Origin of the sequence: uncultured Sphingomonas sp., from assembly GCF_937871615.1 — a bacterium.
Classification (GTDB): Bacteria; Pseudomonadota; Alphaproteobacteria; order Sphingomonadales; family Sphingomonadaceae; genus Sphingomonas.
Window position 1 is genome coordinate 1 of the sequence record NZ_CALMPA010000033.1, and the last position, 22376, is coordinate 22376.

The window sequence follows — 22376 nt, forward strand, 5'->3', positions numbered from 1 at the left end:
CAAGCATCCCGGCTACGGCTCGATGGGCAAGGCGGCCCGCAGACCACGCTTACTGTTCGAACGCCATGAGGCGGTATCTGCGTCCGAGGGCGCAGCGGCATCCATGCGCAAGAACGGCGACCTGCTCTGGCAGCTACTCAGGGATGAGTGGGAGAAGGGTGTTCGCCACTCAGGGCGGACGCTGGAAGATATCAGCCCAATTTCGCAGAAGGCGACCCGCAATACCTTGCGCCGTTTGCTGGAAGACGGTCGGGTCGTTCACGAGGACAGTCCTCGCTCGGGACGCGGCGGCGCGCACAGCCATCTACGCCCTGTCGACCCGCTTTGACCACATCGACGGCTTTTGGTGCGTTGGGGCGTTATTGGTGCGTTTTGGTGCGCGTAACGCCCCTAGGGCTGGGCGCTACGCAGCCGCGTTGCTGCGTTAGCCCCTATAGGGAAACGCACCAAGGCAACGCTAAGTCGGTTCGCGCGTGGTCAATAGTGAAAGTGCTTTGGTGCGTTACGCGCGCCAGCGTGGTCATTTCGTCACCAGCAGGCCGGACTTCTCCACGTGAGCCTGCCCGGTCGGTAAAATCTGCACGGTGGCCGCCTTCTCGTCAAAGTGAACCAACGCTTTCTTGTGAAGGTCTTTCAGAACTTTGCGTTTGAAATCAGTTCCGTTCTTGTACTCCACCCATGCTTGTAGCTGGGGTACCGAGACGGGTTTGCTTTCGGCGTAGAGCAGGATCAGCACTTTCTGACCCGACGTTTTTGCCGGTTCGAGAACGCGCCGAACATCACCACTCGACCACACCATATGGAAAGTCCGAGCGGTGACCGCCTCGACAACGGCATGGGAGTCCGCAAGCGGAAGTTTCGAGTAGTTGCGGACGAGTTCTCCCATCACCCATTTCATGCCACGCAAAAACAGTTCTGCGTCCATATGGTTAGGGCTCACCTCGGCGGAAACATGGCCGATTGCCCTGTTGTTACGAAGTTCGTAGAGTGCCGCCAACACCTTTGGCACCTGCATACACAGCGAACGACCTTTCGTGCCGTTATACTGCTCTAGCTTCTGGCACGCCTGAGGAAAGTTGTTCGGTTTGGACGGAGTGGTTGCGTATGTGCCAGTCGCGTAACCCGCGCACACGCAATAGGCGATCTCGCAGAACTTCCCCGCCTTGAGGCCGACCTTCTCCCAGTCGGCGGCGCGGTATTCGTCCAGCGCCTGCTCGAACTCATCAATTAGGGGATCACGCAAACCGGCTGGGATGGCGTTGAGGGTGTCCTTTAGGCTTGGCAGGCTCAAAGATCAGTCCCTATCCCAATAATACTGGAACGGGCCATTTCCATCTTTTGTCCTCTGTAGAAGATTTCTCTTGAAGAGAGATTCGCCAGCAGCCGCCACCTGATTAGCCTTATGCGTATATCCCTTTGCGGCAAGGCCAGTCACAATCTCCCCTGTTCCGCGCTTGTCTTTGAAGAATCCTTCGCCTTTCATGGCCAATATACGATCAGCGCAGGAATGCCCTTTCGGTGCGACGCTACGCTTGCGCTTCACTTTTCCTTTGGCGACGGAATTATCGTCAGCCATCTCTTCATCCGGTTCGGGTGTCTCTTCGCCAGTTTGCGTTGGGGCAACCTTGCTCGGCGGACGACTGCCGAAACCAGCTTCCTCAAGAAGCGGAAACAGCTTCGCAAGAAGCCCCTCCACGAAATCCTTCTCGCCTTCGATTTCGACAACACCGGCAGGCGCGTCGATATGAACTCTGTTTGTCATTCTACCCCCTTGGCATACGCCGACATAATTGCCTGACTGATCGGGCCGATCAAGGGTTTCTGCATATGTTCCACTGAGGCATGGAGGCATAACCTCTAGACCGCCGAGCCGCGTATATGTTGTTTGCCGTGGGTCCGCCGTGGATTTGACCCAAGTGATTGTAATAACAAACTAATTACTTGCGGACCTTCAGCTGTCCTCCCTAGCTTGTAGCCAATGTTTAGCCGCATCCAGCTTGGGAGTTCGCCAAATGTCCGATGAAGTCGATATCCGTATTTCGCCCACGCTACACCCCGGCATCGCGGGCGAGGTTGCGGACTACGATGAGGATACTCGCCCTCTGCTCGGCCAGACCGAAACGGCGGTGGATGAGGCGTTCAAGGCGCTGCAATCCATCCACGACGCCAAGGCGGGCGCAGCGAAGAACCCGACCCTGAACGAATATGCCCAGCTCGTCGCGGTCGACACCCATGCCACCAAGGTGATGGACAAGGTTTACGGCTCGTGGTCACGCGCGGTCGATGTGCTGAACGCCAACATCGCAAAGATGGACAAGGAACTGAACGCGCCCGTCGAGCAGCGCGCTACCGCCGCGATGGCATCGGAAATCCGCACCTACTTCCGTGGCCTCAAAGACGGGCCGCGCATGAATGCGCTGCGGCAGGCGATTGAGAGCGGCGACGAGGTGACGGCGACCGCCGTGCTGGGCGGGCGCCCCTACCTATCCGGTCTCGATCCCGATCTTCACGCCGAGTTTCTTCACGATTGGCATAAGGCGCAGCGGCCCGTCGAAGCGAAGAAGCTGGGAGCGATGCGCCAAGCGGCGGACATGCTCAATGACCGATACAAGCTGCTCACCAAGGCGGTTGCCGATGCGGTCGGTGACATCAAGATCTACGAGCCGTCGAAGGTGAACGGCGCGCCGATCCTCGTCAAAACGATCACCCCGAGCATGGTGCGCAAACAGGTGAAAGAGTCCAACGCCGCGTTCGCCGTCCCGGTCTGACCGTTCTTCTAATCAAATCGAGGTAGTTCGATGACGACCGCGATCCAGCCCCCTTGGGGCACGGACTGGAAGCCTGCGCCCGCGCCACCCGCACCGCCCGTTCGTGGTGCGGGCAACCCGGCTTGGACCCCCGGCTGTCCCTCGCCGAACCCGAAGGGGCGACCGGCGGGCGTGCCTGACAAGCGGTTGCTGGCCACACAGCAGATGCTCGATGAGATGCGGAACATCATCGCCGTGCTGGTCGGTAAGGCGCTGGAGGGCGATACGAACGCCTGCGCTGTGGTCATGTCGAAAATCCTGCCCTCGGTGAAGGCGCAGGCAGAGAAGGTGAACTTCGACTTCGACGCCTCGCTGCCGATCAGCGAACAGGTCGCCCAGGTGCTGGACGCCGTGGCTGCTGGTGCGGTCGCTCCTGATGTGGGGCGGCTCATCATCGACAGCATCAAATCGCTCGCGGACGTGCGCGCCACCGAGGAACTGGCCGCTCGGATCGAGGCATTGGAGGCGGCGAGCGATGCCCGAGGGTAACGCGCTTTTTGTTGCACTTCGGTTGGAAAAGTCGGTGATGCGACGGACCCGCCCGTGCGATTTGACACATAGGGGCACCGGCTCATGACGAGGATAACCACAGCCCGGAACAAGGTCGTCACCGACGACCCGGAAGCCGATGACGTGATGGTCTATGTGGGCTGGACAGGTCCAAGCGATACGCCCGGCGTGCGCCGCGCCTTCTCCACCGGCTACATGCCGATCACCGCCTATCGTGAGTGCTTGGATTGGGCTGTGGCCATCGCGGACCAGTTCTCCCACCCGCTCTATGTCGTTCCGCTCAGTCACGACGACATTCTGCATACCGACCGCTGGAACCCATTCGCGGAAATGCTCGCCACCCTGAACGATCAGGAGCGCGGGGAACTGCGCCAGACGGCGGTTGCCAGCATGTGCGAACTGATGCGCGACTGCGACGACTTCGAGGTCCGCGCCGAAGCTTACGACATTCTCACACAACTGAAGGTGATCCACCATGACTGAACAGAACGAACCCCTGAAAGCCGCTGACGCCGGTGCGCACCCGAAGGCGGAGAAGTATGGGATGCCCATCGAATACGCGGACCGCATCGTGCAGCGCCATTTCGGCGTGACGGACGACCAACTTGCTTTGGACGCCGGTCAGGTTGCGGCGGACATTGAGGTGAGCAAGGCGCTCGCCGGGAAGGGCTGACCACAGTGTCCGGCCTCCGGGCACTTCAGCGTCGCGTGGCGAAGCTGGAGACCGCTCGGAAGCCGCGACCATCGCCCATCGTCATAATGTGCGGCTCGTTCGATTCGTTCGCCGATGCCGCGTATGCGGAGGTGCTGGCGGGCACGCTGGCAGGGGATTTCCTGCATATACTCGACCATCTCCGCGAGTGGGAGGAGGGCAGGGTATGGGCGCTGGCATATGCTCGCTGACGGTGCCTGTCAGCGCCAGCATAGGGTTGCGCGGGGTTTACGCCTTCACCCGCGCCGAGGACCAGCGGACGGTCCCTCGTTAATCGAACATCCGCAGCAGCGGGGAGACGGGCACTCCTTTCCGCCCTGACGCTGCCAGCACCCTGCGCCCCCGGGCGTGGGGTGCTGCTCAATCGGGCAGGCGCGTTCCTAGTGCCTGTTCAATCTGAGCCTTCGTGTGGGTGCCCGAACGCTCGATCCCCTTCGCCACGATCAGTAGCAGTACCGCGTCGGGTGCTTCCTTCAGGGCTGGGATATTTTGTCGCGCTCCTTGGAAGAATGGCACTGTAAACGAGGCGATGCGGTCGGCGAGTGGCACTTCTGCCTTGAATACGAGCTTCTCGCAGAAGAAGCGCCACTTCTCGGACGCTGCCTCGATTGCCTGCGGCATGACCGCAATAGCTGCATCTGCCTTGGATTGCTTCTTGCCGAATCCGAACATCGCGCGCCCCTTCGCGTGGTCTGTAGCAAGGATGGCGGAAGCGGTGGGATTCGAACCCACGGACGGCTTGCACCGTCGCTGGTTTTCAAGACCAGTGCCTTAAACCACTCGGCCACACTTCCATGCCGTTCCAGCGGCGGCGGCTACAACTCTGCTACAAAGGCGAAAATCGCGCTCGCACAGCACCTTACCGACCTATCGCTAAGCGACTCTAATTGCCTTCCTTTTTTCTCATCACGTCCAGCGCAGCCTCGCAACCCCCAACAGCTTTCAAGGCCGCTGCATTAAACCACTCGGCCACCTCTCCGGGTGCGAAGTCGCTGCCCTGTGGCGTGCTGCGACGGTATGTGCAAGCCCGACGATGACTGGCTGTTTCATAATCGGGCTTTGCCGTGCAAGATGGCGGGCATGAGGGGGATAGTCACTCGCATCGTCGTCGCAATCGCCGCGCTGGTTCCGGCGTTGATCGCCGTGCCCGCCGCCGCGCAGGATGAGGCGGGGTTTCAGGCCTATCTGCCGACGTTGCGAGCGCAGGCGCTGGCGGCGGGGGTGCGGCCCGCGACGGTCGATTCCGTCCTGCCGACGCTCACCTATAACCCGCGCGTGGTGGAGCTTGATCGCCGGCAGCCGGGCGGAAACCCCAATGCCCCGGTCGCGATGTTCGCACCCTATCGCATCCAGCATGTCGATGTGGCGCGCATCACGCGTGGCCGCACCGCCTATCTCGCCAATCGCGCCCGGCTGGCGGCGGTGGAGGCGCGCACCGGGGTGCCTGAATCGATCATGGTCGCGATCTGGGGGCATGAGACGAATTACGGCAGCTACACCGGCAATTTCGATCTGCTGCGCAGCCTGGCGACCCTCGCTTATGAGGGGCGCCGCCGCGATCTGTTCACGGGCGAGTTCATCGCGGGGCTGAAGATGCTCGATCGCGGCGTGCCGCGCGATCAGCTCAAGGGAAGCTGGGCCGGCGCGACCGGCAATCCGCAATTCCTGCCGTCGATCTATCTGCGCCTCGCGCGTGATGGCGATGGCGACGGGCGGATTGATATCTGGAACAGCGCCGCCGACACGCTGGCCTCGATCGGCAATTATTTCGTGCAGGCGGGCTGGCGGCCGGGCCAGCCATGGGGCGTCGCGGTGAACGTGCCGGCTGGCTACGACCGCGCCGGGCAGGTCAACCGCCTCGTCTCGCCGCGCTGCCCGCGCGTGTTCGAGCGGCATAGCGGCTGGCGGACGATGGCGGAGTGGCGCGCGCTCGGCCTCGTGCCGCAAAGCGGCGCATGGCCCGCCGACGATGTGCTGGCGACGTTGCTGGAACCGGACGGTCCTGGCCAGACCGCCTATCTGCTCACCGGCAATTATCGCGTGATCCTCGATTACAATTGCTCGAATTTCTATGCGCTCTCGGTGGGGCTGCTGGCCGATGCGGTCGAGCGTTAGCGCCGGGCCGCTCGCGGCCACGCGCCAGACGGGCGCGGAGGTGCCGCGCCCCACCGGAAAATATCGTGTGCGGCCCGGCCCGTATGACAATGCCGCCATCGCGCAGCGGGCGCGTGACGCCGCCGCCCGGCGCGGCTATGGCGATGCCTCGATCATTGTTCAGCCCTGAGTATCGGTCATGTCCAAAATCCCATATCTTCTCGCAGCACCGGCCATCGCCCTGTCGATCGCTTACCCATCCGTCGCTTCCGCGCCGCAGTTCGACACGCCGGCGCCGGTGGCGTTCATGGAGGATCTGTCCTCCGGCGCGGTGCTGTATGAGAAGGATGCGGATCGCCGGATGCCGCCCGCGTCGATGGCGAAGATGATGACGGTTTACGTCGCCTTCGATCTCATCAAGCGTGGCGAGCTGAAGCTCGATCAGGAATTCGAGGTTCGCCCGGAAACGTGGAAGAAATGGCACGGTCCTGCCGCTGGTTCCACGATGTTCCTCTCACCCGGTGAGAAGGTTTCGGTCGCCAATCTGCTCTATGGCATCGTCACGCTTTCGGGCAATGACGCCTGCGTCGTGCTGGCGGAGGGGGTTTCGGGCACCGAGGACGCGTTCGTTCAGCGCATGAACGAGGCGGCCAAGCGGCTGGGGCTCACCAACAGCCATTTCGGCACGTCGAACGGCTGGCCGGACAATGGCGTGACCTATGTTACCGCGCGCGATCTGGCGAAGCTCGCTGCGGCAACGATCAGCGGCTATCCCAAGCTCTACAAGCAATTCTATTCGCGCACCGATTTCACCTGGGGCAAGACGATCGGTTCCGGCGCGGCGATCACCCAGGCGAACCGCGATCCGCTGCTCGGGCGGGTGCAGGGGGCGGACGGGCTGAAGACCGGCCATACCGAGGAGGCCGGTTACGGCTTCACCGGATCGGCCGATCAGAACGGTCGCCGGCTGGTGATGGTGGTCGCCGGGCTGACCAGTTCCAATCAGCGGATCAGCGAATCGGTGCGCTTCATGGATTGGGGCTTCCGCGCGTGGCAGGCGAAGCCGGTGGTGAAGGAAGGGCGCAAGGTCGCCGATGCGGAGGTGCAGCTTGGCGGCTCCTCCAAGGTCGGGCTGGTCGCGCCGCGTGATCTGAAGGTCGCGCTTCCCGCCGGCGCGGTGCCGGTGCTCAGCGCCAAGGTGGTCTATCAGGGGCCGATCAAGGCGCCGATCAAGGCGGGCGATCATATCGCCGATCTTGTCGTCACCTCGCCGGGGCTGCCGGATCAGACGCTGCCGCTGGTGGCGGACAAGGATATCGCCGAGGCCGGCTTCTTCGGGCGCGCCTGGGCCGGCTTTACCGGCCTGTTCGGATGACCGGGCGCTTCCTCTCGCTCGAAGGCGGGGAGGGAGCCGGCAAGTCGACCCAGGCGCGCGCGCTCGCCGCCGCGCTCGAAGCGCGCGGAATCCGCACGCTGGTGACGCGCGAACCCGGCGGCAGCGAGGGGGCGGAGGCGATCCGCGGCCTGCTGATGCAGGGCGATGTCCAGCGCTGGAGCCCGCACGCCGAAGCCTTGCTGTTCGCCGCCGCGCGCGCCGATCACGTCGAAAAGACGATCCGCCCGGCGATCGGCGCGGGCGTGTGGGTGATCTGCGATCGCTATCTCGATTCGAGCCGGGCTTATCAGGGCATTGCCGGCGGGATCGACGATGCCGCCGTGCTGGCGCTTCACGCCTTCGGCTCGCGTGGGTTGTTGCCGGATCGCACCTTCGTGCTCGAATTGCCCCCGGTGGAAGGCGCGCAGCGTGCCGCCGGGCGCGATGGCGCTGCCGCCGATCGGTTCGCGATGCGCGGCGATGATTTCCACGTCGCGGTTTCCGGCGCCTTCAGGCGGTTTGCGGAGGCTGAGCCGGATCGCTTCCGCCGCGTGGACGCCAGCCAGCCGCGCGAGATCGTCACCGCTCAATTGCTCGCCGGGCTGGCCGATCTGCTGCCATGACGTCATTGCTCGGCAACGCCCCGGCACGCGCCGCATTCGATGCCGCGATGGCAAGCGGCGCGCTCCACCACGCATGGCTCATCACCGGCCCGCGCGGTGTCGGCAAGGCGACATTCGCGCGCGAAGCGGCGGCGCGGCTGCTCGCGCAATCCGCGCGTGACGCCAGCGGGGAGCAGACGCGCGCCTTGCTCGAAGCGGGATCGCATCCCGATTATCGCGAACTCGTCCGCCTGGCGAAGGAGGAGCGCGGCGAGACGCGGCTGGCGCGCAGCATCACCATCGCGCAGGTGCGCGGGCTTCAGCCGCTGTTCGCCACCACGCCGTCGCTCGGGCCGCGCCGGGTGATCGTGATCGACGCGATCGACGATCTGGAGCGGGAAGGGGCCAACGCACTGCTCAAGAGCCTTGAGGAGCCACCCTCGGGCACGGTATTCCTGCTCGTCAGCCACGCGCCGGGGCGGCTGCTCCCCACGATCCGCTCGCGCTGCCGTACGTTGCGCTTCGGCCTGCTCGACGAAGCAGAGGTCGGTGAGGTGCTGCGCGCGCGCGCGCCGGAGTTGCGCGGGGACGAGTTGGATGCGCTGATCCGCGCGGGCGCCGGGGCGCCGGGGCGGGCGCTGCGCTATGCCGGGCTGGATCTCGGCGCGATCGACAATGCGCTCGCCGCGATCGCGCGCAACGGCGATCGCAGCAATGCCGAACGCGCGCGGCTCGCCAAGGCGCTTTCCACCAAGGCGGCGCAGCCACGTTACGAGGCGTTCCTCGATCGCGCGCCGGAATTCATCGCGCTCCATGCGCCGCAGCGCGCCGGAGAGGAGTTGCGCGTGGCGCTCGATGCCTATGAGGAGGCACAGGGCATCGCGGGTGCTGCGCGGCGGCTGTCGCTCGATGCGGGGGCTACGGTATTCGAACTGGCGGGGGTGGTCGCACGGCTTGCGCGGATGTAGGGGAACGGCATGGGTCAGCCGTTCTACATCACCACCGCAATCAGTTATCCCAATGGCAAGCCGCACATCGGCCACGCCTATGAGGCGATCGCCGCCGATGCCATCGCGCGGTTCAACCGTCAGGCCGGGCGCGATGTGCGCTTTCAGACGGGCACCGACGAACATGGGCTGAAAATGGTCCAGACGGCGCGTGATCGCGGCGTCGGCGTGCGTGAGCTTGCCGGGGAAATGTCTTCCTTGTTCAAGGCGATGTGCGATGCCTTGAACATCTCCTATGATCGTTTCATCCGCACCACGGATGCCGATCATTATCGCGCCAGCCAGGCGATCTGGCAGGCGATGCGCGATGCGGGCGATCTGTATCTCGATCGGTATGAGGGCTGGTATTCGGTCCGCGACGAAGCCTTTTACGACGAGAAGGAACTGGTCGCCGGGGAAGGGGGCGAGAAACTCTCCCCGCAAGGCACGCCGGTGCAGTGGACGGCGGAGGAAACATGGTTCTTCCGCCTGTCGAAATATCAGCAGCCGCTGCTCGATCTGTATCGTGACAACCCCGATTTCATCCGGCCGGAGGCGCGCCGCAATGAAATCATGCGCTTCGTCGAAGGCGGATTGTCCGACCTGTCCGTGTCCAGGACGAGCTTCGACTGGGGCGTTCCGGTCCCCGACAGTGCTGGACATGTGATGTATGTGTGGGTCGATGCGCTCACCAATTACCTCACCGGCGCTGGCTATCCCGATGGCGAAATGCCGCACTGGCCCGCCGATCTGCACCTGATCGGCAAGGATATCGTGCGTTTCCACACGGTCTATTGGCCCGCATTTCTAATGTCCGCCGGGATCGCGCCGCCAAAGTCCGTGTTCGGGCATGGATTTGTTCTCCATCGCGGAGAGAAAATGTCCAAAAGCGTCGGCAATGTCGTCGACCCCCTGGACCTGACCGCCGCCTTCGGCGTCGACGCCCTGCGCTATTTCCTGCTGCGTGAAGTGAGTTTCGGGCAGGACGGCAGCTATTCGGCGGAGGCGATCGTCACGCGCGTCAACGCGGAACTGGCGAATGCGTTCGGCAATCTGGCGCAGCGCACTTTGTCCTTCATCGCCAAGAACTTGGATGGCGAATTGCCGGGGCACGGCCGCGCCGAGGAAGCGGATGGCGTGCTGATCGAGGAGGTCGTCGTCGCGGCCGCCGGGCTGAAAACCGCGTTCGGCGATCTGATGCTCAGCCAGGGCGTCGAAGCATGGCTGCGCGGTGTCTTCGCCTGCAACGCCTATATAGACGCGCAGGCGCCATGGGCGCTGCGCAAAACCGATCCCGAACGGATGCACGCGGTGTTGCGCACGCTCGTCCGCGCGATCCGTATGCTTGCCATCGCAATTCTGCCAGTGGTGCCGGCCTCGGCCGGCAAAGTGCTCGATCAGCTTGGCGCTGACGCGCGCGATCACGCTGCTGTGGACGATGACGGCTGGTATGATCGCCACGCCGCGAGCGGTTTTCGTATTGTCGCGCCGACGCCCGTATTCCCGCGGCTGGAACTGCCGGCGGAGGCTGCCTGATGCTGGCCGACAGCCATTGTCACCTGAATTACAAAGGCTTGGTGGAAGACCAGCAGGCCGTGCTCGAACGGGCGCGGGCGCGTGGCGTCACCGCGATGCTCAATATCGCGACGCGTGAAAGCGAATGGGACGATGTGCTCGCCACCGCCGAGCGCGAGGCGGATGTATGGGCGACCGTCGGCATCCATCCGCATGAGGCGGATCAGCATCCGCATGTGGACGCCGCCAAGCTGGTTGCGCGTGTAGCTCATCCGCGCGTCGTAGGGGTCGGGGAGACCGGGCTCGATTATTATTACGATCATTCGGATCGCGATCGCCAGCAATCGAGCTTTCGCGCGCATATCGCGGCAGCGCGCGAGGCAGGTGTCCCGATCGTCGTTCATACGCGTGACGCGGAGGAGGACACCGCCGCGATCCTGCGCGATGAAATGGCGAAGGGCGCCTTCACCGGCGTCATCCATTGTTTCACGGGAACCGGCGCGTTCGCCGATATTGCGCTCGATCTCGGCTTCTATATCTCGATCTCGGGCATCGTTACGTTCAAGAGCGCGCGCGATTTGCAGGAAACCGCTGCGCGTCTCCCGATCGAGCGGTTGCTGATCGAGACGGATGCGCCATTCCTCGCGCCGGTGCCGCATCGCGGGAAGGCAGGGGAGCCCGCTTTCGTCGCCGATACCGCCGCGTTTCTGGCGCAGTTACGCGGAGATAATATTACGTTTTTACAGAATGTTACAGCGAAAAACTTCCACTCTTTGTTTAACAAGACCTGCCAGTGAAGGCGCGTATCCTCGGCTCCGGTACATCCTCCGGTGTGCCGAGGATCGGAAACGATTGGGGGGAGTGTGACCCCATGGAGCCGCGCAACCGCCGTACCCGCGCATCGCTGCTCATCGAACATGAGGGCACGCGAATCCTGGTCGACACCAGCCCGGACATGCGCGCGCAATTGCTGGCAGCCGACGTCGGGGTGGTCGATGCGGTGATATGGACGCATGAACATGCCGATCACGTTTTCGGCATCGACGATCTGCGACAGATTTTCCATGCGCTGGGGCGACCAGTCCCCGGCTACGCCCGCGCGGAAACCTGCGTCGGCCTGAAAGCGAAATTCGGCTATATTTTCGATGGTCACCACGGTTACCCGCCGGTTGTGGCCCTGGCGCATCTACCGGACGAGATCATCATAGGGCCGATCACGGTGGCAGCCGTGGATCAGCCGCACGCGTCGATCACCTCCGCCGGGCTTCGCTTCACAGCGGCTGGAAGGTCCATAGGCTATGCCACTGATATAAGCGCCATGACCGGGGCAATGCGTAGGCTATATACCGGGCTCGACGTCTGGATCGTGGATGCATTGCGCCGCCGGCCGCATCCGTCGCATCCACATCTCGCACAGGTGCTGGATTGGGCGGCGGCGCTTTCGCCGCGACGAACCGCCTTGATTCACATGGATCAGTCGATGGATTATCGCGGCTTGCTGGCCGAATTGCCGCCCGGAATCGAGCCGGGATATGACGGATTGGAGATCGTCGTATGAGCAATGGCGCGGAATTCGCGTTCTACGCGATCATGCTGGTGCTGCCGTTATCGGCGCTGCTCAGCCGCCGTGTGCCATTGGCGCGAACCGCGAAAATGGCGCTCGCCTGGATCGCGATCTTCGGGCTGGGGCTGATTATTGTCGGGCAACGACACCGATTATTGCCGATCTGGGAAAATGCGCGTGACGCGTTATTCGGGCACAATAAGCACGTTGTCGGGGCAACTGCACACATCGCCACGGCTGCCGCTCCCTCACTGAACTGTTTTTTACATAATGTATATTATCGATCTAATATCAAGCGGACCGTATGACATCCAGCGATCTCACCAATCCATCACCTATTGATCGCCTGCGCGGCATCATGAGCCGTTTGCGCGATCCCGTGAGCGGTTGTGAGTGGGACGTCGCGCAGACCTTCGCGACGATCGCACCTTATACGATCGAGGAAGCGCATGAGGTGGCTGACGCGGTCGCGCGCAACAATATGGCGGACCTCAAGGACGAACTTGGTGATCTGCTGCTTCAGGTCGTGTTTCACGCGCGGATCGCGGAAGAATCCGGACAGTTCGATTTCGACGCCATAACCCACGCGATTTCGGACAAGATGGAGCGCCGTCACCCGCATATTTTTGGTGCTCGCACAGATGGCGGTCATCACCTGTGGGAACAGATCAAGGCTGAGGAACGGGCCGCTAAATCATCCGATGACAGCGCATTGGCAGGTGTCGCGCTGGCCCTTCCGGCGTTGCTACGCGCGGAGAAATTGCAGAAGCGCGCCGCGCGCGTGGGCTTCGACTGGCCCGATGCCAGCGGGGCTCGTGCCAAGATCGACGAAGAACTTGAAGAAATAGAAAACGCGCCTGAACAAGAGGTTGCAGAGGAGATTGGCGATCTGTTGTTCGCGGTCGTCAATTGGGCGCGGCATCAGGGGGTGGATCCAGAAACCGCGCTACGCGGCGCGAACGCGAAGTTCGAGCGCCGCTTTCGTGAAATGGAGAAAATCGCCGGCGCAGCTTTTCCGGAATTGTCGCTCGACGAGAAAGAGGCGCTTTGGCGTCGCGCGAAGACCGCCGAGCGTTGCTAATCAGTTTTCGCGCCGGGTCATGAATTTCTCATAATCACGCGGCGCCATCCGTACTTCGTAAATCGCACGCTCGTCCTCAATCTCCTGATCGAGCACCTCGCCATGCTGATGCAACCACGCCGCAGCCGCGCCATCCGCCGCATCAAGCGTGATCGTATAGCGCTGATGGCCGGCGGTGAGATGTCCGGCAACGGTAGCGAGCAGCGTGGAGACCCCCTCCCCGGTCAGCGCCGAGATCGCCGAGACATTCTCGCGTCGCGCCGCATCGGCCAGCAATTTCGCGCGCGCGTCAGGGTCGAGCAGGTCGCATTTGTTCCACGCTTCGATACGCGGGGTCGCCTCGGACACGCCGATTTCGCTCAGCACCGCCTCAACATCGGTGCGTTGCGCCTCGGTATCCGGGTGCGCCAGATCGCGGACGTGGATCAGGAGATCGGCGGACACCACCTCCTCCAGCGTTGCCTTGAACGCGGCGACGAGTTGAGTGGGCAGCTCGGAAACGAAACCCACCGTATCCGAGAGGATCGCCTTGTCGATCCCCGGAAGCGATATCTGTCGCAAGGTGGGATCAAGCGTCGCGAACAGCAGATCTTTCGCCATGACGTCACTTCCCGTCACGCGATTGAAAAGCGTTGACTTTCCAGCGTTGGTATAGCCGACAAGCGCGATCATCGGCCATGGCGCGCGCTGGCGCCGATCGCGATGCAGGCCGCGGGTCCGCGTGACCTGTTCGAGTTCACGTCGCAATCGCGCCATGCGATCGCGAATCAGGCGTCGGTCAGCCTCGATCTGGGTTTCACCCGGACCGCCCAGAAAACCGAATCCACCGCGCTGGCGCTCAAGGTGAGTCCAACTGCGGACCAGCCGCCCGGCCTGATAGTCAAGGTGGGCGAGTTCCACCTGCAACCGCCCCTCGGCCGTTGCGGCACGCTCCCCGAAAATCTCCAGGATCAGGCCGGTACGGTCGATTACCTTGGCTTCGAGTTTGGTCTCAAGATTGCGTTGCTGGATCGGGGTCAGGCTCGCGTCGAATACCACCAGCCCGGCATCTTCCATCCGAACGAGCGTCGCAATGCCATCAACCTGCCCCGCGCCGATCAGCGTGGCGGCGCGAGGGGTGCGCACGCGCACCGCCTCACGCCCGACCACAGCGATGCCGATCGCCTCCGCCAGCCCGGCGGTTTCCTCCAGCCGCGCGCTCGCGTCACGCGAGGAGCCGCCGAGTTCCGGATAGACCACGATCGCCCGCGCACCGCGCGCGAATTCACCGCGATCACGTTCGAAGCCGGTAGTCAATCGTCGTCCGAATCCGCCGTTTCCTCGGCCAGATTGAGGGCACGCGATGGCTGGATCGTCGATACCGCATGTTTGTAAACAAGCTGCGACGCGCCGTCGCGCTGCAACAACATGCAGAACAGATCGAACGCAGCGATATTGCCCTGGAGCATCACGCCATTGACCAGAAACATCGTGACGGGATCGTGCGTCTTGCGCACCGCATTGAGAAACACCTCCTGCAACAGCGGCTGTTTCTTCCCGTTTTCGCCCATCTGGCTGACGATCGCCTCCACATCGAGGTGCCCGCCCGGCATGATGGTGGAAATGGCGTGCTTGTAGATTAGCTGGGATTGCCCATCCCGGCGCAGCAGCACCGAGAAATTATCGAACCAGGTGACTATTCCCTGGAGTTTGACGCCCTTGACGAGGAACATCGTGACAGGAGTTTTCGACTTGCGCAGCGCGTTGAGGAAAAGATCCTGAAGGGAGGTTTGTTTTTCGGCCATTGGCACGATCCTTCGATTCTTGGCGGGGTTTGCCCCGCGATGCGCCGGTGCCCGGCGTCGGGTTGTCGCCATGCTGGCGGCGGCGGCAATCTAGAGGCCCTCGACCGTCATCGCAACGGTGATGCGCGCGGGCGTCATTCCTCTCGGGTTTCCGTGATGCCGAGCAGTTTCAATTTGCGGTGAAGCGCCGATCGTTCCATCCCGATGAACGAGGCGGTACGGGAAATATTGCCGGAAAAGCGCCGAATCTGGACGCGAAGATATTCGCGCTCAAAGCTCTCCCGTGCCTCACGCAAAGGCGCCCCCATGATCGCCGCGGTGCCCGCCGCGCCGTCGCTTTCGCCCAGCACCTCGGACGGCAGAAGATCGAGGTCGATCCGACCGATGCGATCGCCCGGCGCGAGAATGATCGTGCGCTCCACGACGTTGCGTAACTGGCGGACATTGCCCGGCCAGTCGTAACTTTGCAGCGCGACCATCGCATCAACCGCGATCTCAGGTGTCGGCACGCGCCGTTCCGAGGCATAGTGCGCAACGAAATGCACGATGAGCGGCGGGATATCCTCGCGACGTTCGGCCAGCGGCGGCAGCACCACCGGCACGACATTCAGGCGATAATAGAGATCCTCGCGGAAGCGTCCTTCCGCAATCTCATGCGTCAGATCGCGCGCGGTGGCGGATACAACGCGCACGTCCACCTTCACCAGCCGCGTGCCATTTACGCGGGTGAAGCTTTGATCGGTCAGCACGCGCAGGATGCGCGCCTGCGTCGCAATCGGCATGTCGGCGATTTCGTCGAGGAACAATGTGCCGCCATGCGCCTGTTCGAGCAGGCCGGGGCGGACGAGATCGCCCCCCTCCTCCACGCCGAACAATTCCTCCTCAACGCGTTCCGGGGTCATTCGGGCCGCGCTTACGATTATGAAGGGGCCGCCGGCGCGCTGGCTCCAGCCGTGGAGCAGGCGGGCGGCGATCTCCTTGCCGACGCCCGCCGGGCCGGTGATGAGGATACGACTGCCGGTGCTGGCGACACGCTTCAATGTCGCGCGGACCGCGTTGATCGCGCCGGAATTCCCGGTGAGATCGGTATCGCGCCCCGCCGACGCGCGAAGCGAGGCGACTTCACGGCGCAGCCGCTCCGTCTCCGTCGCGCGCTCGACCATCAGCAGCAGGCGCTCGGCCTGGAACGGCTTTTCGATGAAATCGACCGCCCCGGCACGGATCGCGGCGACCGCGGTATCGAGATTGCCGTGGCCGGAGATCATCAGCACCGGGATCGACGGATCGCGCCGCTTGATCTCATCGAGCAACTGAAGCCCGTCCAGCCGCGAGCCCTGTAACCACACATCGAGCAGGACGAGGCTCGGGCGCCGCGCGGCAATGCCCTCCAGCGCGGAATCGCTGTCAGCCGCGACGCGCGTTTCATAGCCTTCGTCCTCCAATACGCCGGCGACCAGTTCGCGGATATCGAGTTCGTCATCGACGACGAGAATGTCGAGCGCCATGTTCAGATCATCCGATTGGGGGTTAGCGCCGCGATGCTTTCCACATCGCCGTCAGCGGCAAGATCGTCTCCGGCATCCAGCCCGGCGAGCGCGGTGGTATCGAACGTCATGGTAACCAACGCGCCACCTCCGGCGTGATCGGAAAATGAAATAGTTCCAAAATGTTCCTCGACGATCTTCTTGACGATCGCGAGGCCGAGGCCGGTGCCCCGTGCACGCGTTGTCATATAAGGTTCGACGATGCGATCGCGCTCCACCGGCAAGCCGACGCCAGTATCCGCGACGGTGATCGTGACACGACCGGGCTTCTCGGCCAGCGTCATGCGGACCTCGCCGCCATCAACGCCTTTTGCTTCAATTGCTTCCACCGCGTTCTTGACAATATTGGTAAGCGCCTGCCCGATCTGGCGCCGATCGCAAACCAGCGTCGGGCCGGGCTCGTCATGCAGCAGTTCGAAGCGCAGCCCGCTATGCCCGACCTCGTGGAGAAACATCGTCTGCCGCGCGATATCGACCAGCGATTCCATGCGGAACACCGGCTTTGGCATACGCGCGAAGGAGGAAAATTCATCGACCATGCGCCGCAAATCCCCCACCTGACGCACGATCGTATCGGTCAGCCGGGCGAAGGTGGTATCCCCCTCCTCCACCTTCGCGCCGTAACGCCGCTGGAGCCGCTCCGCTGCAAGCTGGATCGGGGTGAGCGGATTCTTGATCTCATGCGCGATCCGCCGCGCGACATCGGCCCAGGCGGCGCGGCGCTGATCGAGCAATTGCTGGGTGATATCGTCGAACGTCAGGATCGGGCCGGTGCCGTCGCGCGCGATGCGCACCGCGAGCGTCCTCGGCTCCGCGTTCACCGTGACCTGGACGATCGCCTCGCGCGCATTGCCGTCGAGCAGCGCGTCCAGCTCGGGCGAGACCGCCGCGAGCGACCGGCCCGCCGGGGATTCCGAGATGCCAAGCAGCGTTTCGGCCGAACTGTTGATGAGCCGCACCGTGCGATCGCCGGCGATCGAGATCACCCCCGCCGACACGCCGGACATCACCGCTTCGATCAGGGCGCGCCGGCTGTCCAGTTGCGCATTGGCGGTGACAAGCGCGGTGTTCTGCGCCTGAAGCTGCTCGGTCATGCGATTGAAGGCGGTCGCCAGCGTGCCCACCTCGTCCCGCGCGGTGGTGTCGGCGACGCGCGCCGAAAGATCGCCCCCTTCCACGCGCCGCGCCGCATCGACCAGTTCGCCAACCGGGCGCACCAGCCGATCCGCCACCGCCAGCGCGATCCACACCGCAACCCCCACGATCAGCAGCGAGAGCAGCAGCAACGCGACGTTGAAGCGCACCTGCAGCGTTCGCGCCTTCGCCAGCAGCGCGTGATAATTGGCGAGCGCCGCTTCCGCGCGCTGCGTCTGCGTCGTCATCTGCTTCGGATCGGTGACCCGCGCTGCATAGAGGAACATGTCGGACCCCGGCACGCGCGTTACGGTCTGGATGCGATCCCCCGTCACCGTCACCACGCTGCGCTGCCCGCGCCGAAGCTCGCTCACGGCGTCCGCGGAAATCTGTCGCGCGAGATTGAGGTCATAGGGATTGACGAACGCCAGCGTCTGCAATTCGCCATTGGGCGCAACCGCGAACAGGAACGCTTCCGACAGGCTGCGATAATAGGTCTGCTGAAACAGGAAGGGGCGGAAGCGCGGATCGTCCAGCGGGCGGCGGTGCAGTTCATCGGAGATATCCTGCGCCATCGTCACGGTGGCTTCTTCCCACCGCTGGAGAAACTGATTGTATGAGGCGCGGGTGAGCGTCGTCGCATTCTCGAACACCGCGCGCGCGCGATCGGAATACCAGAATTGCACGCCATATTGGAACAGCAACGACGCGGCGATGGTGACGAGCAGCATCGGCACCGCCGCCGTGATCGAGAAAATCGCGACGAGCCGGACGTGTAGCCGCCCTTCCCCGCCGATCGGCGAACGCCGCGCGCGGCGGTTCGCGATCCGCCGGCCGAGCAGCATCATGAGCGCGATGCCCGGCACGAGATTGGCGATGAGCAGCAATGCCACCAGCGGCGGCGCGATCAGCCCTTGTGGCCGCCCGGCATGTTCGATCACGAAATAGCTCGATACGCCGACGCTGATCGAGAGCGCCAGGACGGCAAGCTCGATCAGTGGCGTCACGACGAAGCGCCGTTTCGGCGCTGATTCGATCCCCGTGCGTGCCAGTTCGGCGTTCATCGTCGCTCTGCTACAACAAAGGTGTTGCAGCGAGAACACATAATCGACCGGCGCGCCTGGGTCAGCGATCAGCCGAGCGCGCGACCGGATCAATGCCCAGCATATCGAGACGCTTGCGCAATGTGTTGCGATTCAGCCCCATCGCCCGTGCCGCGCGCAACTGATTGCCGCCAAACCGCGCGAGCATGGTTTCGATCAGCGGTCGCTCCATTTCGGCGATCAGCCGATCGTAGAGCGTGCCGTCTTCCAGCACCGCCGGTTCGCTCAGCGCCAGTTGCTCGATATAGGCACGCACCGCGACATCAATCGCCGGATCGAGCGCGGGCACGACGCCGGGCGCACCGAGCATCTCGCGAATCTCGCCCGCGCTGATCCGGTCGTCACGCAAAAGCGCGGCCAGCCGGCGCATGAGGTTTTCAAGCTCGCGCACATTGCCGGGCCAGTCATGCGCCTGGAGCACGTCCACCGCATCATCGCCCAGCATCTTGCGCGGCAGCCCGGCCTCCGCCGCGCGATCGAGGAAATGGCGGGCGAGCGCGCCGATATCCTGCCGCCGTTCGCGCAGGGCGGGCAGCACGATCGGCACGACATTGAGCCGGTAATAGAGATCCTCGCGAAACGCGCCACGGGCCACCGCCTGATGCAGATCGCGATTGGTGGCGGCGATGATGCGAACGTCCGCGCGGATCGTGCGCGAGCCGCCGACCGTCGTGAACTCGCCCTGCTGCAACACCCGGAGCAGCCGGGTTTGCGCCTCGATCGGCATGTCCCCGATTTCATCGAGAAACAGGGTGCCGCCCGCCGCCTGCTCGAACCGGCCGGCATTGCGCTGCGCCGCGCCGGTGAACGCGCCACGCTCATGCCCGAACAGTTCTGCCTCGATCAGTTCGCGCGGGATCGCCGCCATGTTGATCGCCACGAACGGCCCGTGTCGACGCGCGCCGAGATCGTGGATGGCGCGCGCGACGAGTTCCTTCCCCGTGCCGGATTCGCCCGACACCAGCACGGTCAGGTCGTTCGACACCAGCCGCGCGATCACGCGATACACTTCCTGCATCGCCGGGGAGCGCCCGATCAGCGGCAGCGCCTGATCCTCGTCGGCCTCCGGGCGGGGGATCGCGGGGCCGCGCCGGGCGAGCGCCTTCGCCACCGTGCGGCTGAGCGTATCGAGATCGAACGGCTTGGGCAGATAATCATAGGCGCCCGCCTCATTGGCGCGCACCGCGGTGGCGAGCGTGTTGCGTGCGGACAGGACGATCACCGGCATGTCCGGACGTTCGCTGACCAGGCGGGTCGCATTCTCGATCCCGTCGCCATCGGGAAGCACGACATCGGTGATGAGCACATCCGGCGCGCCGAGCTTCAACTCGCGATCAAGCTCCGCAAGGCTCGCGGCGGTACGCACGCGATACCCCGCGCGACGCAGCGCCTGCGCCACCACGGTGCGGACCGCATTGTCGTCATCGACCAGCAGCACCTCACCCGAAATCACGCGGTCGCCCTCGGCAGCAGGATGCGGAATACGGTCATGTGCGGCACGCCCTCGCGCGAATATTGGATGATGCCGCCCATGTCGCGGATGAGCTTGTCGACCAGCGCCAGCCCAAGCCCTTTTCCTTCCGGGCGGCTCGATACGAACGGGTCGAACAGATGCTCGGCGATATCCTCCGGCGCGCCGGGGCCGGTGTCCATCACGCAAATCTCGATCGGCAGCGGAAGGCGCGGTTGGCCCGGCGCGGGTGATACCGCCATGCCGTGGCGGTAGGAGGTGGCGAGGACGATGCGCCGTTCGCCCCGTTCGCCAAGCACTTCGGCGGCATTCTTGAGCAGGTTCAGCAGCACCTGAAGTAATGCGTCGCGGTTGACCAGCGCGGGCGGCAGCGACGGATCGAAACGCTCCTCGATCGTCACGCCGCGCGCGAACCCGGCGAGCGCGACGCTGCGGGCATGGGCGAGCAGCGGATAGATGTTGAGCGGCTCGGGCACGAGCGGGCGAGTGTCGGTGAAATCCTCCATCCGATCAATCAGCGCGGTGATCCGATCAACTTCATCAATCATCAGCCGGGTGAGTTCGTCCACCGGCACGCCGTCCGCGATCAACTGCGCCGCGCCGCGAATGCTGGACAGCGGATTCTTGATCTCATGCGCCAGCATTGCCGCCGCCCCCACCGCCGAACGTGCCGCCGCCGCGCGATCGGCGGAATGGCCCAGCCGCCGCGTGGTCGCCGCGTTATGGAGCGTGATCGCGCGCCAGCCGGGATGATCGACAAGCTCGACCTGCGCGAGATCGACCCGCAGCCGTCCGCTCCCGCGCGTCTCGATTTCGGTGTCGAAGGCGGCGAAACCGCGCCCCGCCTGCCCGCCCGCCTCCTCCGGAAGCGCCAGCACGCCACGCAGCGGCCGGCCGACCATCGCGCGTTCCGATCGGTTGAGCAGCAATTCGCATTCGGCGTTGGCGCGGACTACCCGATCCTCGGGGTCGATGAGCAACACCGCGACTGGCAATGCCGCGAGCACTTCCGCCGGCTCGGGCGCCTGTCCCGTGCCCCGCGCGCCCGGCATCACGCCGCCGCGCGGCTGCGCCATGGGGCGTAGAATTCCGCGAGCATCGCCTGTACGCGCTTCGCATCCGGCTCCTGATTGACCTTGTTGCGGAACTCCGCCGATCCAGGCAGCCCCTTGGTGTACCAGCCGATATGCTTGCGTGCCATGTTCACGCCGGTCATCGTGCCATAATGCGCGAGCATCGCTTCATAATGCTCGGTAATCGCGATATATTGATCCTCGATGGCGGGGTCTTCGACGCGCGCGCCGGTGGTGAGCCATTCCATCACCTGCGCCAGGAACCACGGGCGGCCATAAGCGCCGCGCCCGATCATCACCCCATCCGCGCCGGAAAGTTCCAGCGCGCGGCTGGCATCCTCAAGGCTGCATATGTCGCCGTTGACGATCACTGGCACCGTCACCGCATCCTTCACCCCGCGCACGAACGCCCAATCGGCGGTGCCCTTGTACATCTGATTTCGGGTGCGACCATGGACGGTAATCATCCGGCAGCCGAGATCCTCCGCGATCCGGGCAAGCTCGGGCGCATTCAGACTGTCGTGGCACCAGCCCATCCGCATCTTGAGCGTAACGGGGGCCTTCACCGCCTTCACCACCGCCGCGATGATGCCGCCGGCGAGCCCGAGATCGCGCATCAGCGCCGATCCCGCATCGCCGTTCGTCACCTTGCGGACCGGGCAACCCATATTGATGTCGATGATCGCGGCGCCCTTGTCCTCCGCAAGCTTCGCCGCCTCCCCCATCTCATACGGGGTACAGCCGACAAGCTGCATCGACACCGGCTCCTCCGACAGATGCCATGCCGCTTTCTGGATCGACTGCCGCGTCTCGCGCAGCGCCGCCTGACTGGCGATCATCTCGGTGACATTGAGCCCGGAGCCATAACGGCGCACGAGCGTGCGGAACGGCTGATCCGTCACGCCGGTCATCGGCGCGAGAACCACCGGATTGTCGATCCGCACCGGGCCGATCTGAATGGGAGCTAGGGTTCGCATGGCTGCCTGAAAAATGGGCAGTTAGGACAAGCGGACCGCGCTGG

At 63.9% G+C, this 22376-nt stretch carries 26 protein-coding genes and 1 tRNA gene; 16 read left to right on the forward strand and 11 right to left on the reverse strand.

The genetic code is table 11. The features are described 5' to 3' along the window. The coding region (locus Q0316_RS08510) for a hypothetical protein (protein WP_298671304.1) at nucleotides 1-328 on the forward strand (328 nt) is incomplete at its 5' end. Nucleotides 329-520: 192 nt separating this feature from the next. On the opposite strand, the gene Q0316_RS08515 is transcribed toward Q0316_RS08510, so the two are convergent. Both Q0316_RS08515 and Q0316_RS08520 read right to left on the reverse strand, forming a co-directional pair. After that, the gene (locus tag Q0316_RS08515) at nucleotides 521-1291 is read right to left on the reverse strand and encodes a hypothetical protein (protein WP_298671306.1); all 771 of its coding nucleotides are present in this window, start codon (nucleotides 1289-1291) and stop codon (nucleotides 521-523) included. Between the two features lie 3 nt (nucleotides 1292-1294). After that, a complete protein-coding gene (locus Q0316_RS08520) occupies nucleotides 1295-1762 on the reverse strand; it encodes a hypothetical protein (protein WP_298671308.1) in 468 nt (155 codons plus the stop codon). 250 nt (nucleotides 1763-2012) lie between these two features. On the opposite strand from Q0316_RS08520, the gene Q0316_RS08525 reads away from it, so the two are divergent. The 5 genes from Q0316_RS08525 to Q0316_RS08545 all read left to right on the forward strand — a co-directional run bounded on the left by Q0316_RS08525 (nucleotide 2013) and on the right by Q0316_RS08545 (nucleotide 4220). Then, on the forward strand, nucleotides 2013-2768 hold the full coding sequence (locus tag Q0316_RS08525; RefSeq protein WP_298671309.1) for a hypothetical protein: 756 nt from the start codon (nucleotides 2013-2015) through the stop codon (nucleotides 2766-2768). 30 nt (nucleotides 2769-2798) lie between these two features. Beyond that, entirely contained in the window at nucleotides 2799-3296 is a 498-nt protein-coding gene (locus Q0316_RS08530; RefSeq protein WP_298671310.1) for a hypothetical protein, read from the forward strand. 84 nt (nucleotides 3297-3380) lie between these two features. Next, a complete protein-coding gene (locus Q0316_RS08535; protein ID WP_298671312.1) occupies nucleotides 3381-3800 on the forward strand; it encodes a hypothetical protein in 420 nt (139 codons plus the stop codon). Then, nucleotides 3793-3990 (forward strand): hypothetical protein, encoded by a 198-nt coding sequence (locus Q0316_RS08540; RefSeq protein ID WP_298671313.1) that lies wholly within the window; start codon nucleotides 3793-3795, stop codon nucleotides 3988-3990. Before Q0316_RS08535 ends, Q0316_RS08540 begins: the two co-directional genes overlap by 8 nt. Nucleotides 3991-4076: 86 nt before the next feature. Continuing rightward, complete coding sequence (locus tag Q0316_RS08545) at nucleotides 4077-4220, forward strand: hypothetical protein (RefSeq protein WP_298671315.1); 144 nt, start codon at nucleotides 4077-4079, stop codon at nucleotides 4218-4220. A 169-nt stretch (nucleotides 4221-4389) separates the two neighbouring features. Here Q0316_RS08545 and Q0316_RS08550 read toward each other — a convergent pair whose 3' ends face one another. Continuing rightward, complete coding sequence (locus tag Q0316_RS08550; protein WP_298671317.1) at nucleotides 4390-4701, reverse strand: hypothetical protein; 312 nt, start codon at nucleotides 4699-4701, stop codon at nucleotides 4390-4392. A 32-nt stretch (nucleotides 4702-4733) separates the two neighbouring features. Continuing rightward, nucleotides 4734-4823: transfer RNA gene (locus Q0316_RS08555), tRNA-Ser, on the reverse strand. A 286-nt stretch (nucleotides 4824-5109) separates the two neighbouring features. On the opposite strand from Q0316_RS08555, the gene Q0316_RS08560 reads away from it, so the two are divergent. From Q0316_RS08560 to mazG, 10 genes are read left to right on the forward strand one after another with little or no spacing between them, the layout of a single operon-like run. Continuing rightward, nucleotides 5110-6144: a lytic transglycosylase domain-containing protein gene (locus Q0316_RS08560; RefSeq protein ID WP_298671319.1), complete on the forward strand. Its 1035-nt coding sequence runs from the start codon at nucleotides 5110-5112 to the stop codon at nucleotides 6142-6144. Further along, nucleotides 6128-6313: a hypothetical protein gene (locus tag Q0316_RS08565; RefSeq protein ID WP_298671321.1), complete on the forward strand. Its 186-nt coding sequence runs from the start codon at nucleotides 6128-6130 to the stop codon at nucleotides 6311-6313. The genes Q0316_RS08560 and Q0316_RS08565 overlap by 17 nt, the downstream gene beginning before the upstream one ends. 9 nt (nucleotides 6314-6322) lie before the next feature. Beyond that, entirely contained in the window at nucleotides 6323-7498 is a 1176-nt protein-coding gene (locus Q0316_RS08570; protein WP_298671323.1) for a D-alanyl-D-alanine carboxypeptidase family protein, read from the forward strand. Then, complete coding sequence (gene tmk / locus Q0316_RS08575; RefSeq protein WP_298671324.1) at nucleotides 7495-8121, forward strand: dTMP kinase; 627 nt, start codon at nucleotides 7495-7497, stop codon at nucleotides 8119-8121. Before Q0316_RS08570 ends, tmk begins: the two co-directional genes overlap by 4 nt. Continuing rightward, complete coding sequence (locus Q0316_RS08580) at nucleotides 8118-9068, forward strand: AAA family ATPase (RefSeq protein WP_298671326.1); 951 nt, start codon at nucleotides 8118-8120, stop codon at nucleotides 9066-9068. The genes tmk and Q0316_RS08580 overlap by 4 nt, the downstream gene beginning before the upstream one ends. 9 nt (nucleotides 9069-9077) lie before the next feature. Next, nucleotides 9078-10622: a methionine--tRNA ligase gene (gene metG, locus Q0316_RS08585; RefSeq protein WP_298671328.1), complete on the forward strand. Its 1545-nt coding sequence runs from the start codon at nucleotides 9078-9080 to the stop codon at nucleotides 10620-10622. Beyond that, the gene (locus Q0316_RS08590; RefSeq protein WP_298671330.1) at nucleotides 10622-11398 is read left to right on the forward strand and encodes a TatD family hydrolase; all 777 of its coding nucleotides are present in this window, start codon (nucleotides 10622-10624) and stop codon (nucleotides 11396-11398) included. Before metG ends, Q0316_RS08590 begins: the two co-directional genes overlap by 1 nt. Next, nucleotides 11389-12159 (forward strand): MBL fold metallo-hydrolase, encoded by a 771-nt coding sequence (locus tag Q0316_RS08595; protein WP_298671385.1) that lies wholly within the window; start codon nucleotides 11389-11391, stop codon nucleotides 12157-12159. Before Q0316_RS08590 ends, Q0316_RS08595 begins: the two co-directional genes overlap by 10 nt. Then, the gene (locus tag Q0316_RS08600) at nucleotides 12156-12473 is read left to right on the forward strand and encodes a hypothetical protein (protein WP_298671331.1); all 318 of its coding nucleotides are present in this window, start codon (nucleotides 12156-12158) and stop codon (nucleotides 12471-12473) included. The genes Q0316_RS08595 and Q0316_RS08600 overlap by 4 nt, the downstream gene beginning before the upstream one ends. Next, nucleotides 12470-13246: a nucleoside triphosphate pyrophosphohydrolase gene (gene mazG, locus Q0316_RS08605; protein ID WP_298671332.1), complete on the forward strand. Its 777-nt coding sequence runs from the start codon at nucleotides 12470-12472 to the stop codon at nucleotides 13244-13246. The genes Q0316_RS08600 and mazG overlap by 4 nt, the downstream gene beginning before the upstream one ends. On the opposite strand, the gene hflX is transcribed toward mazG, so the two are convergent. The 7 genes from hflX to dusB all read right to left on the reverse strand — a co-directional run bounded on the left by hflX (nucleotide 13247) and on the right by dusB (nucleotide 22332). Continuing rightward, a complete protein-coding gene (gene hflX, locus Q0316_RS08610) occupies nucleotides 13247-14542 on the reverse strand; it encodes a GTPase HflX (RefSeq protein ID WP_298671333.1) in 1296 nt (431 codons plus the stop codon). Beyond that, entirely contained in the window at nucleotides 14539-15102 is a 564-nt protein-coding gene (gene hfq, locus Q0316_RS08615; protein ID WP_298671335.1) for an RNA chaperone Hfq, read from the reverse strand. Before hfq ends, hflX begins: the two co-directional genes overlap by 4 nt. Nucleotides 15103-15164: 62 nt before the next feature. Further along, entirely contained in the window at nucleotides 15165-16535 is a 1371-nt protein-coding gene (locus Q0316_RS08620; protein WP_298671336.1) for a sigma-54 dependent transcriptional regulator, read from the reverse strand. Between the two features lie 2 nt (nucleotides 16536-16537). Beyond that, nucleotides 16538-18772 (reverse strand): ATP-binding protein, encoded by a 2235-nt coding sequence (locus Q0316_RS08625; RefSeq protein WP_298671338.1) that lies wholly within the window; start codon nucleotides 18770-18772, stop codon nucleotides 16538-16540. 61 nt (nucleotides 18773-18833) lie between these two features. Beyond that, nucleotides 18834-20264 (reverse strand): nitrogen regulation protein NR(I), encoded by a 1431-nt coding sequence (ntrC, locus tag Q0316_RS08630; RefSeq protein WP_298671340.1) that lies wholly within the window; start codon nucleotides 20262-20264, stop codon nucleotides 18834-18836. After that, entirely contained in the window at nucleotides 20261-21358 is a 1098-nt protein-coding gene (locus Q0316_RS08635) for an ATP-binding protein (RefSeq protein ID WP_298671342.1), read from the reverse strand. The genes ntrC and Q0316_RS08635 overlap by 4 nt, the downstream gene beginning before the upstream one ends. Then, nucleotides 21334-22332 (reverse strand): tRNA dihydrouridine synthase DusB, encoded by a 999-nt coding sequence (gene dusB / locus Q0316_RS08640; protein ID WP_298671344.1) that lies wholly within the window; start codon nucleotides 22330-22332, stop codon nucleotides 21334-21336. Before dusB ends, Q0316_RS08635 begins: the two co-directional genes overlap by 25 nt. Between the last annotated feature and the right edge of the window lie 44 nt (nucleotides 22333-22376).

Excerpts from the sequence above, each read along its gene's own strand:
- Q0316_RS08620 (WP_298671336.1), bottom strand. The coding sequence starts at position 16,535 with ATGGCGCTCGACATTCTCGTCGTCGATGACGAACTCGATATCCGCGAA.
- Q0316_RS08545 (WP_298671315.1), top strand. The coding sequence starts at position 4,077 with ATGTGCGGCTCGTTCGATTCGTTCGCCGATGCCGCGTATGCGGAGGTG.
- tmk (WP_298671324.1), top strand. The coding sequence starts at position 7,495 with ATGACCGGGCGCTTCCTCTCGCTCGAAGGCGGGGAGGGAGCCGGCAAG.
- Q0316_RS08635 (WP_298671342.1), bottom strand. The coding sequence starts at position 21,358 with ATGGCGCAGCCGCGCGGCGGCGTGATGCCGGGCGCGCGGGGCACGGGA.
- metG (WP_298671328.1), top strand. The coding sequence starts at position 9,078 with ATGGGTCAGCCGTTCTACATCACCACCGCAATCAGTTATCCCAATGGC.
- Q0316_RS08625 (WP_298671338.1), bottom strand. The coding sequence starts at position 18,772 with ATGAACGCCGAACTGGCACGCACGGGGATCGAATCAGCGCCGAAACGG.
- Q0316_RS08535 (WP_298671312.1), top strand. The coding sequence starts at position 3,381 with ATGACGAGGATAACCACAGCCCGGAACAAGGTCGTCACCGACGACCCG.
- Q0316_RS08570 (WP_298671323.1), top strand. The coding sequence starts at position 6,323 with ATGTCCAAAATCCCATATCTTCTCGCAGCACCGGCCATCGCCCTGTCG.
- Q0316_RS08540 (WP_298671313.1), top strand. The coding sequence starts at position 3,793 with ATGACTGAACAGAACGAACCCCTGAAAGCCGCTGACGCCGGTGCGCAC.
- Q0316_RS08525 (WP_298671309.1), top strand. The coding sequence starts at position 2,013 with ATGTCCGATGAAGTCGATATCCGTATTTCGCCCACGCTACACCCCGGC.
- Q0316_RS08530 (WP_298671310.1), top strand. The coding sequence starts at position 2,799 with ATGACGACCGCGATCCAGCCCCCTTGGGGCACGGACTGGAAGCCTGCG.
- Q0316_RS08600 (WP_298671331.1), top strand. The coding sequence starts at position 12,156 with ATGAGCAATGGCGCGGAATTCGCGTTCTACGCGATCATGCTGGTGCTG.
- Q0316_RS08580 (WP_298671326.1), top strand. The coding sequence starts at position 8,118 with ATGACGTCATTGCTCGGCAACGCCCCGGCACGCGCCGCATTCGATGCC.
- dusB (WP_298671344.1), bottom strand. The coding sequence starts at position 22,332 with ATGCGAACCCTAGCTCCCATTCAGATCGGCCCGGTGCGGATCGACAAT.
- Q0316_RS08550 (WP_298671317.1), bottom strand. The coding sequence starts at position 4,701 with ATGTTCGGATTCGGCAAGAAGCAATCCAAGGCAGATGCAGCTATTGCG.
- Q0316_RS08560 (WP_298671319.1), top strand. The coding sequence starts at position 5,110 with ATGAGGGGGATAGTCACTCGCATCGTCGTCGCAATCGCCGCGCTGGTT.
- Q0316_RS08565 (WP_298671321.1), top strand. The coding sequence starts at position 6,128 with ATGCGGTCGAGCGTTAGCGCCGGGCCGCTCGCGGCCACGCGCCAGACG.
- hfq (WP_298671335.1), bottom strand. The coding sequence starts at position 15,102 with ATGGCGACAACCCGACGCCGGGCACCGGCGCATCGCGGGGCAAACCCC.
- Q0316_RS08590 (WP_298671330.1), top strand. The coding sequence starts at position 10,622 with ATGCTGGCCGACAGCCATTGTCACCTGAATTACAAAGGCTTGGTGGAA.
- Q0316_RS08520 (WP_298671308.1), bottom strand. The coding sequence starts at position 1,762 with ATGACAAACAGAGTTCATATCGACGCGCCTGCCGGTGTTGTCGAAATC.
- mazG (WP_298671332.1), top strand. The coding sequence starts at position 12,470 with ATGACATCCAGCGATCTCACCAATCCATCACCTATTGATCGCCTGCGC.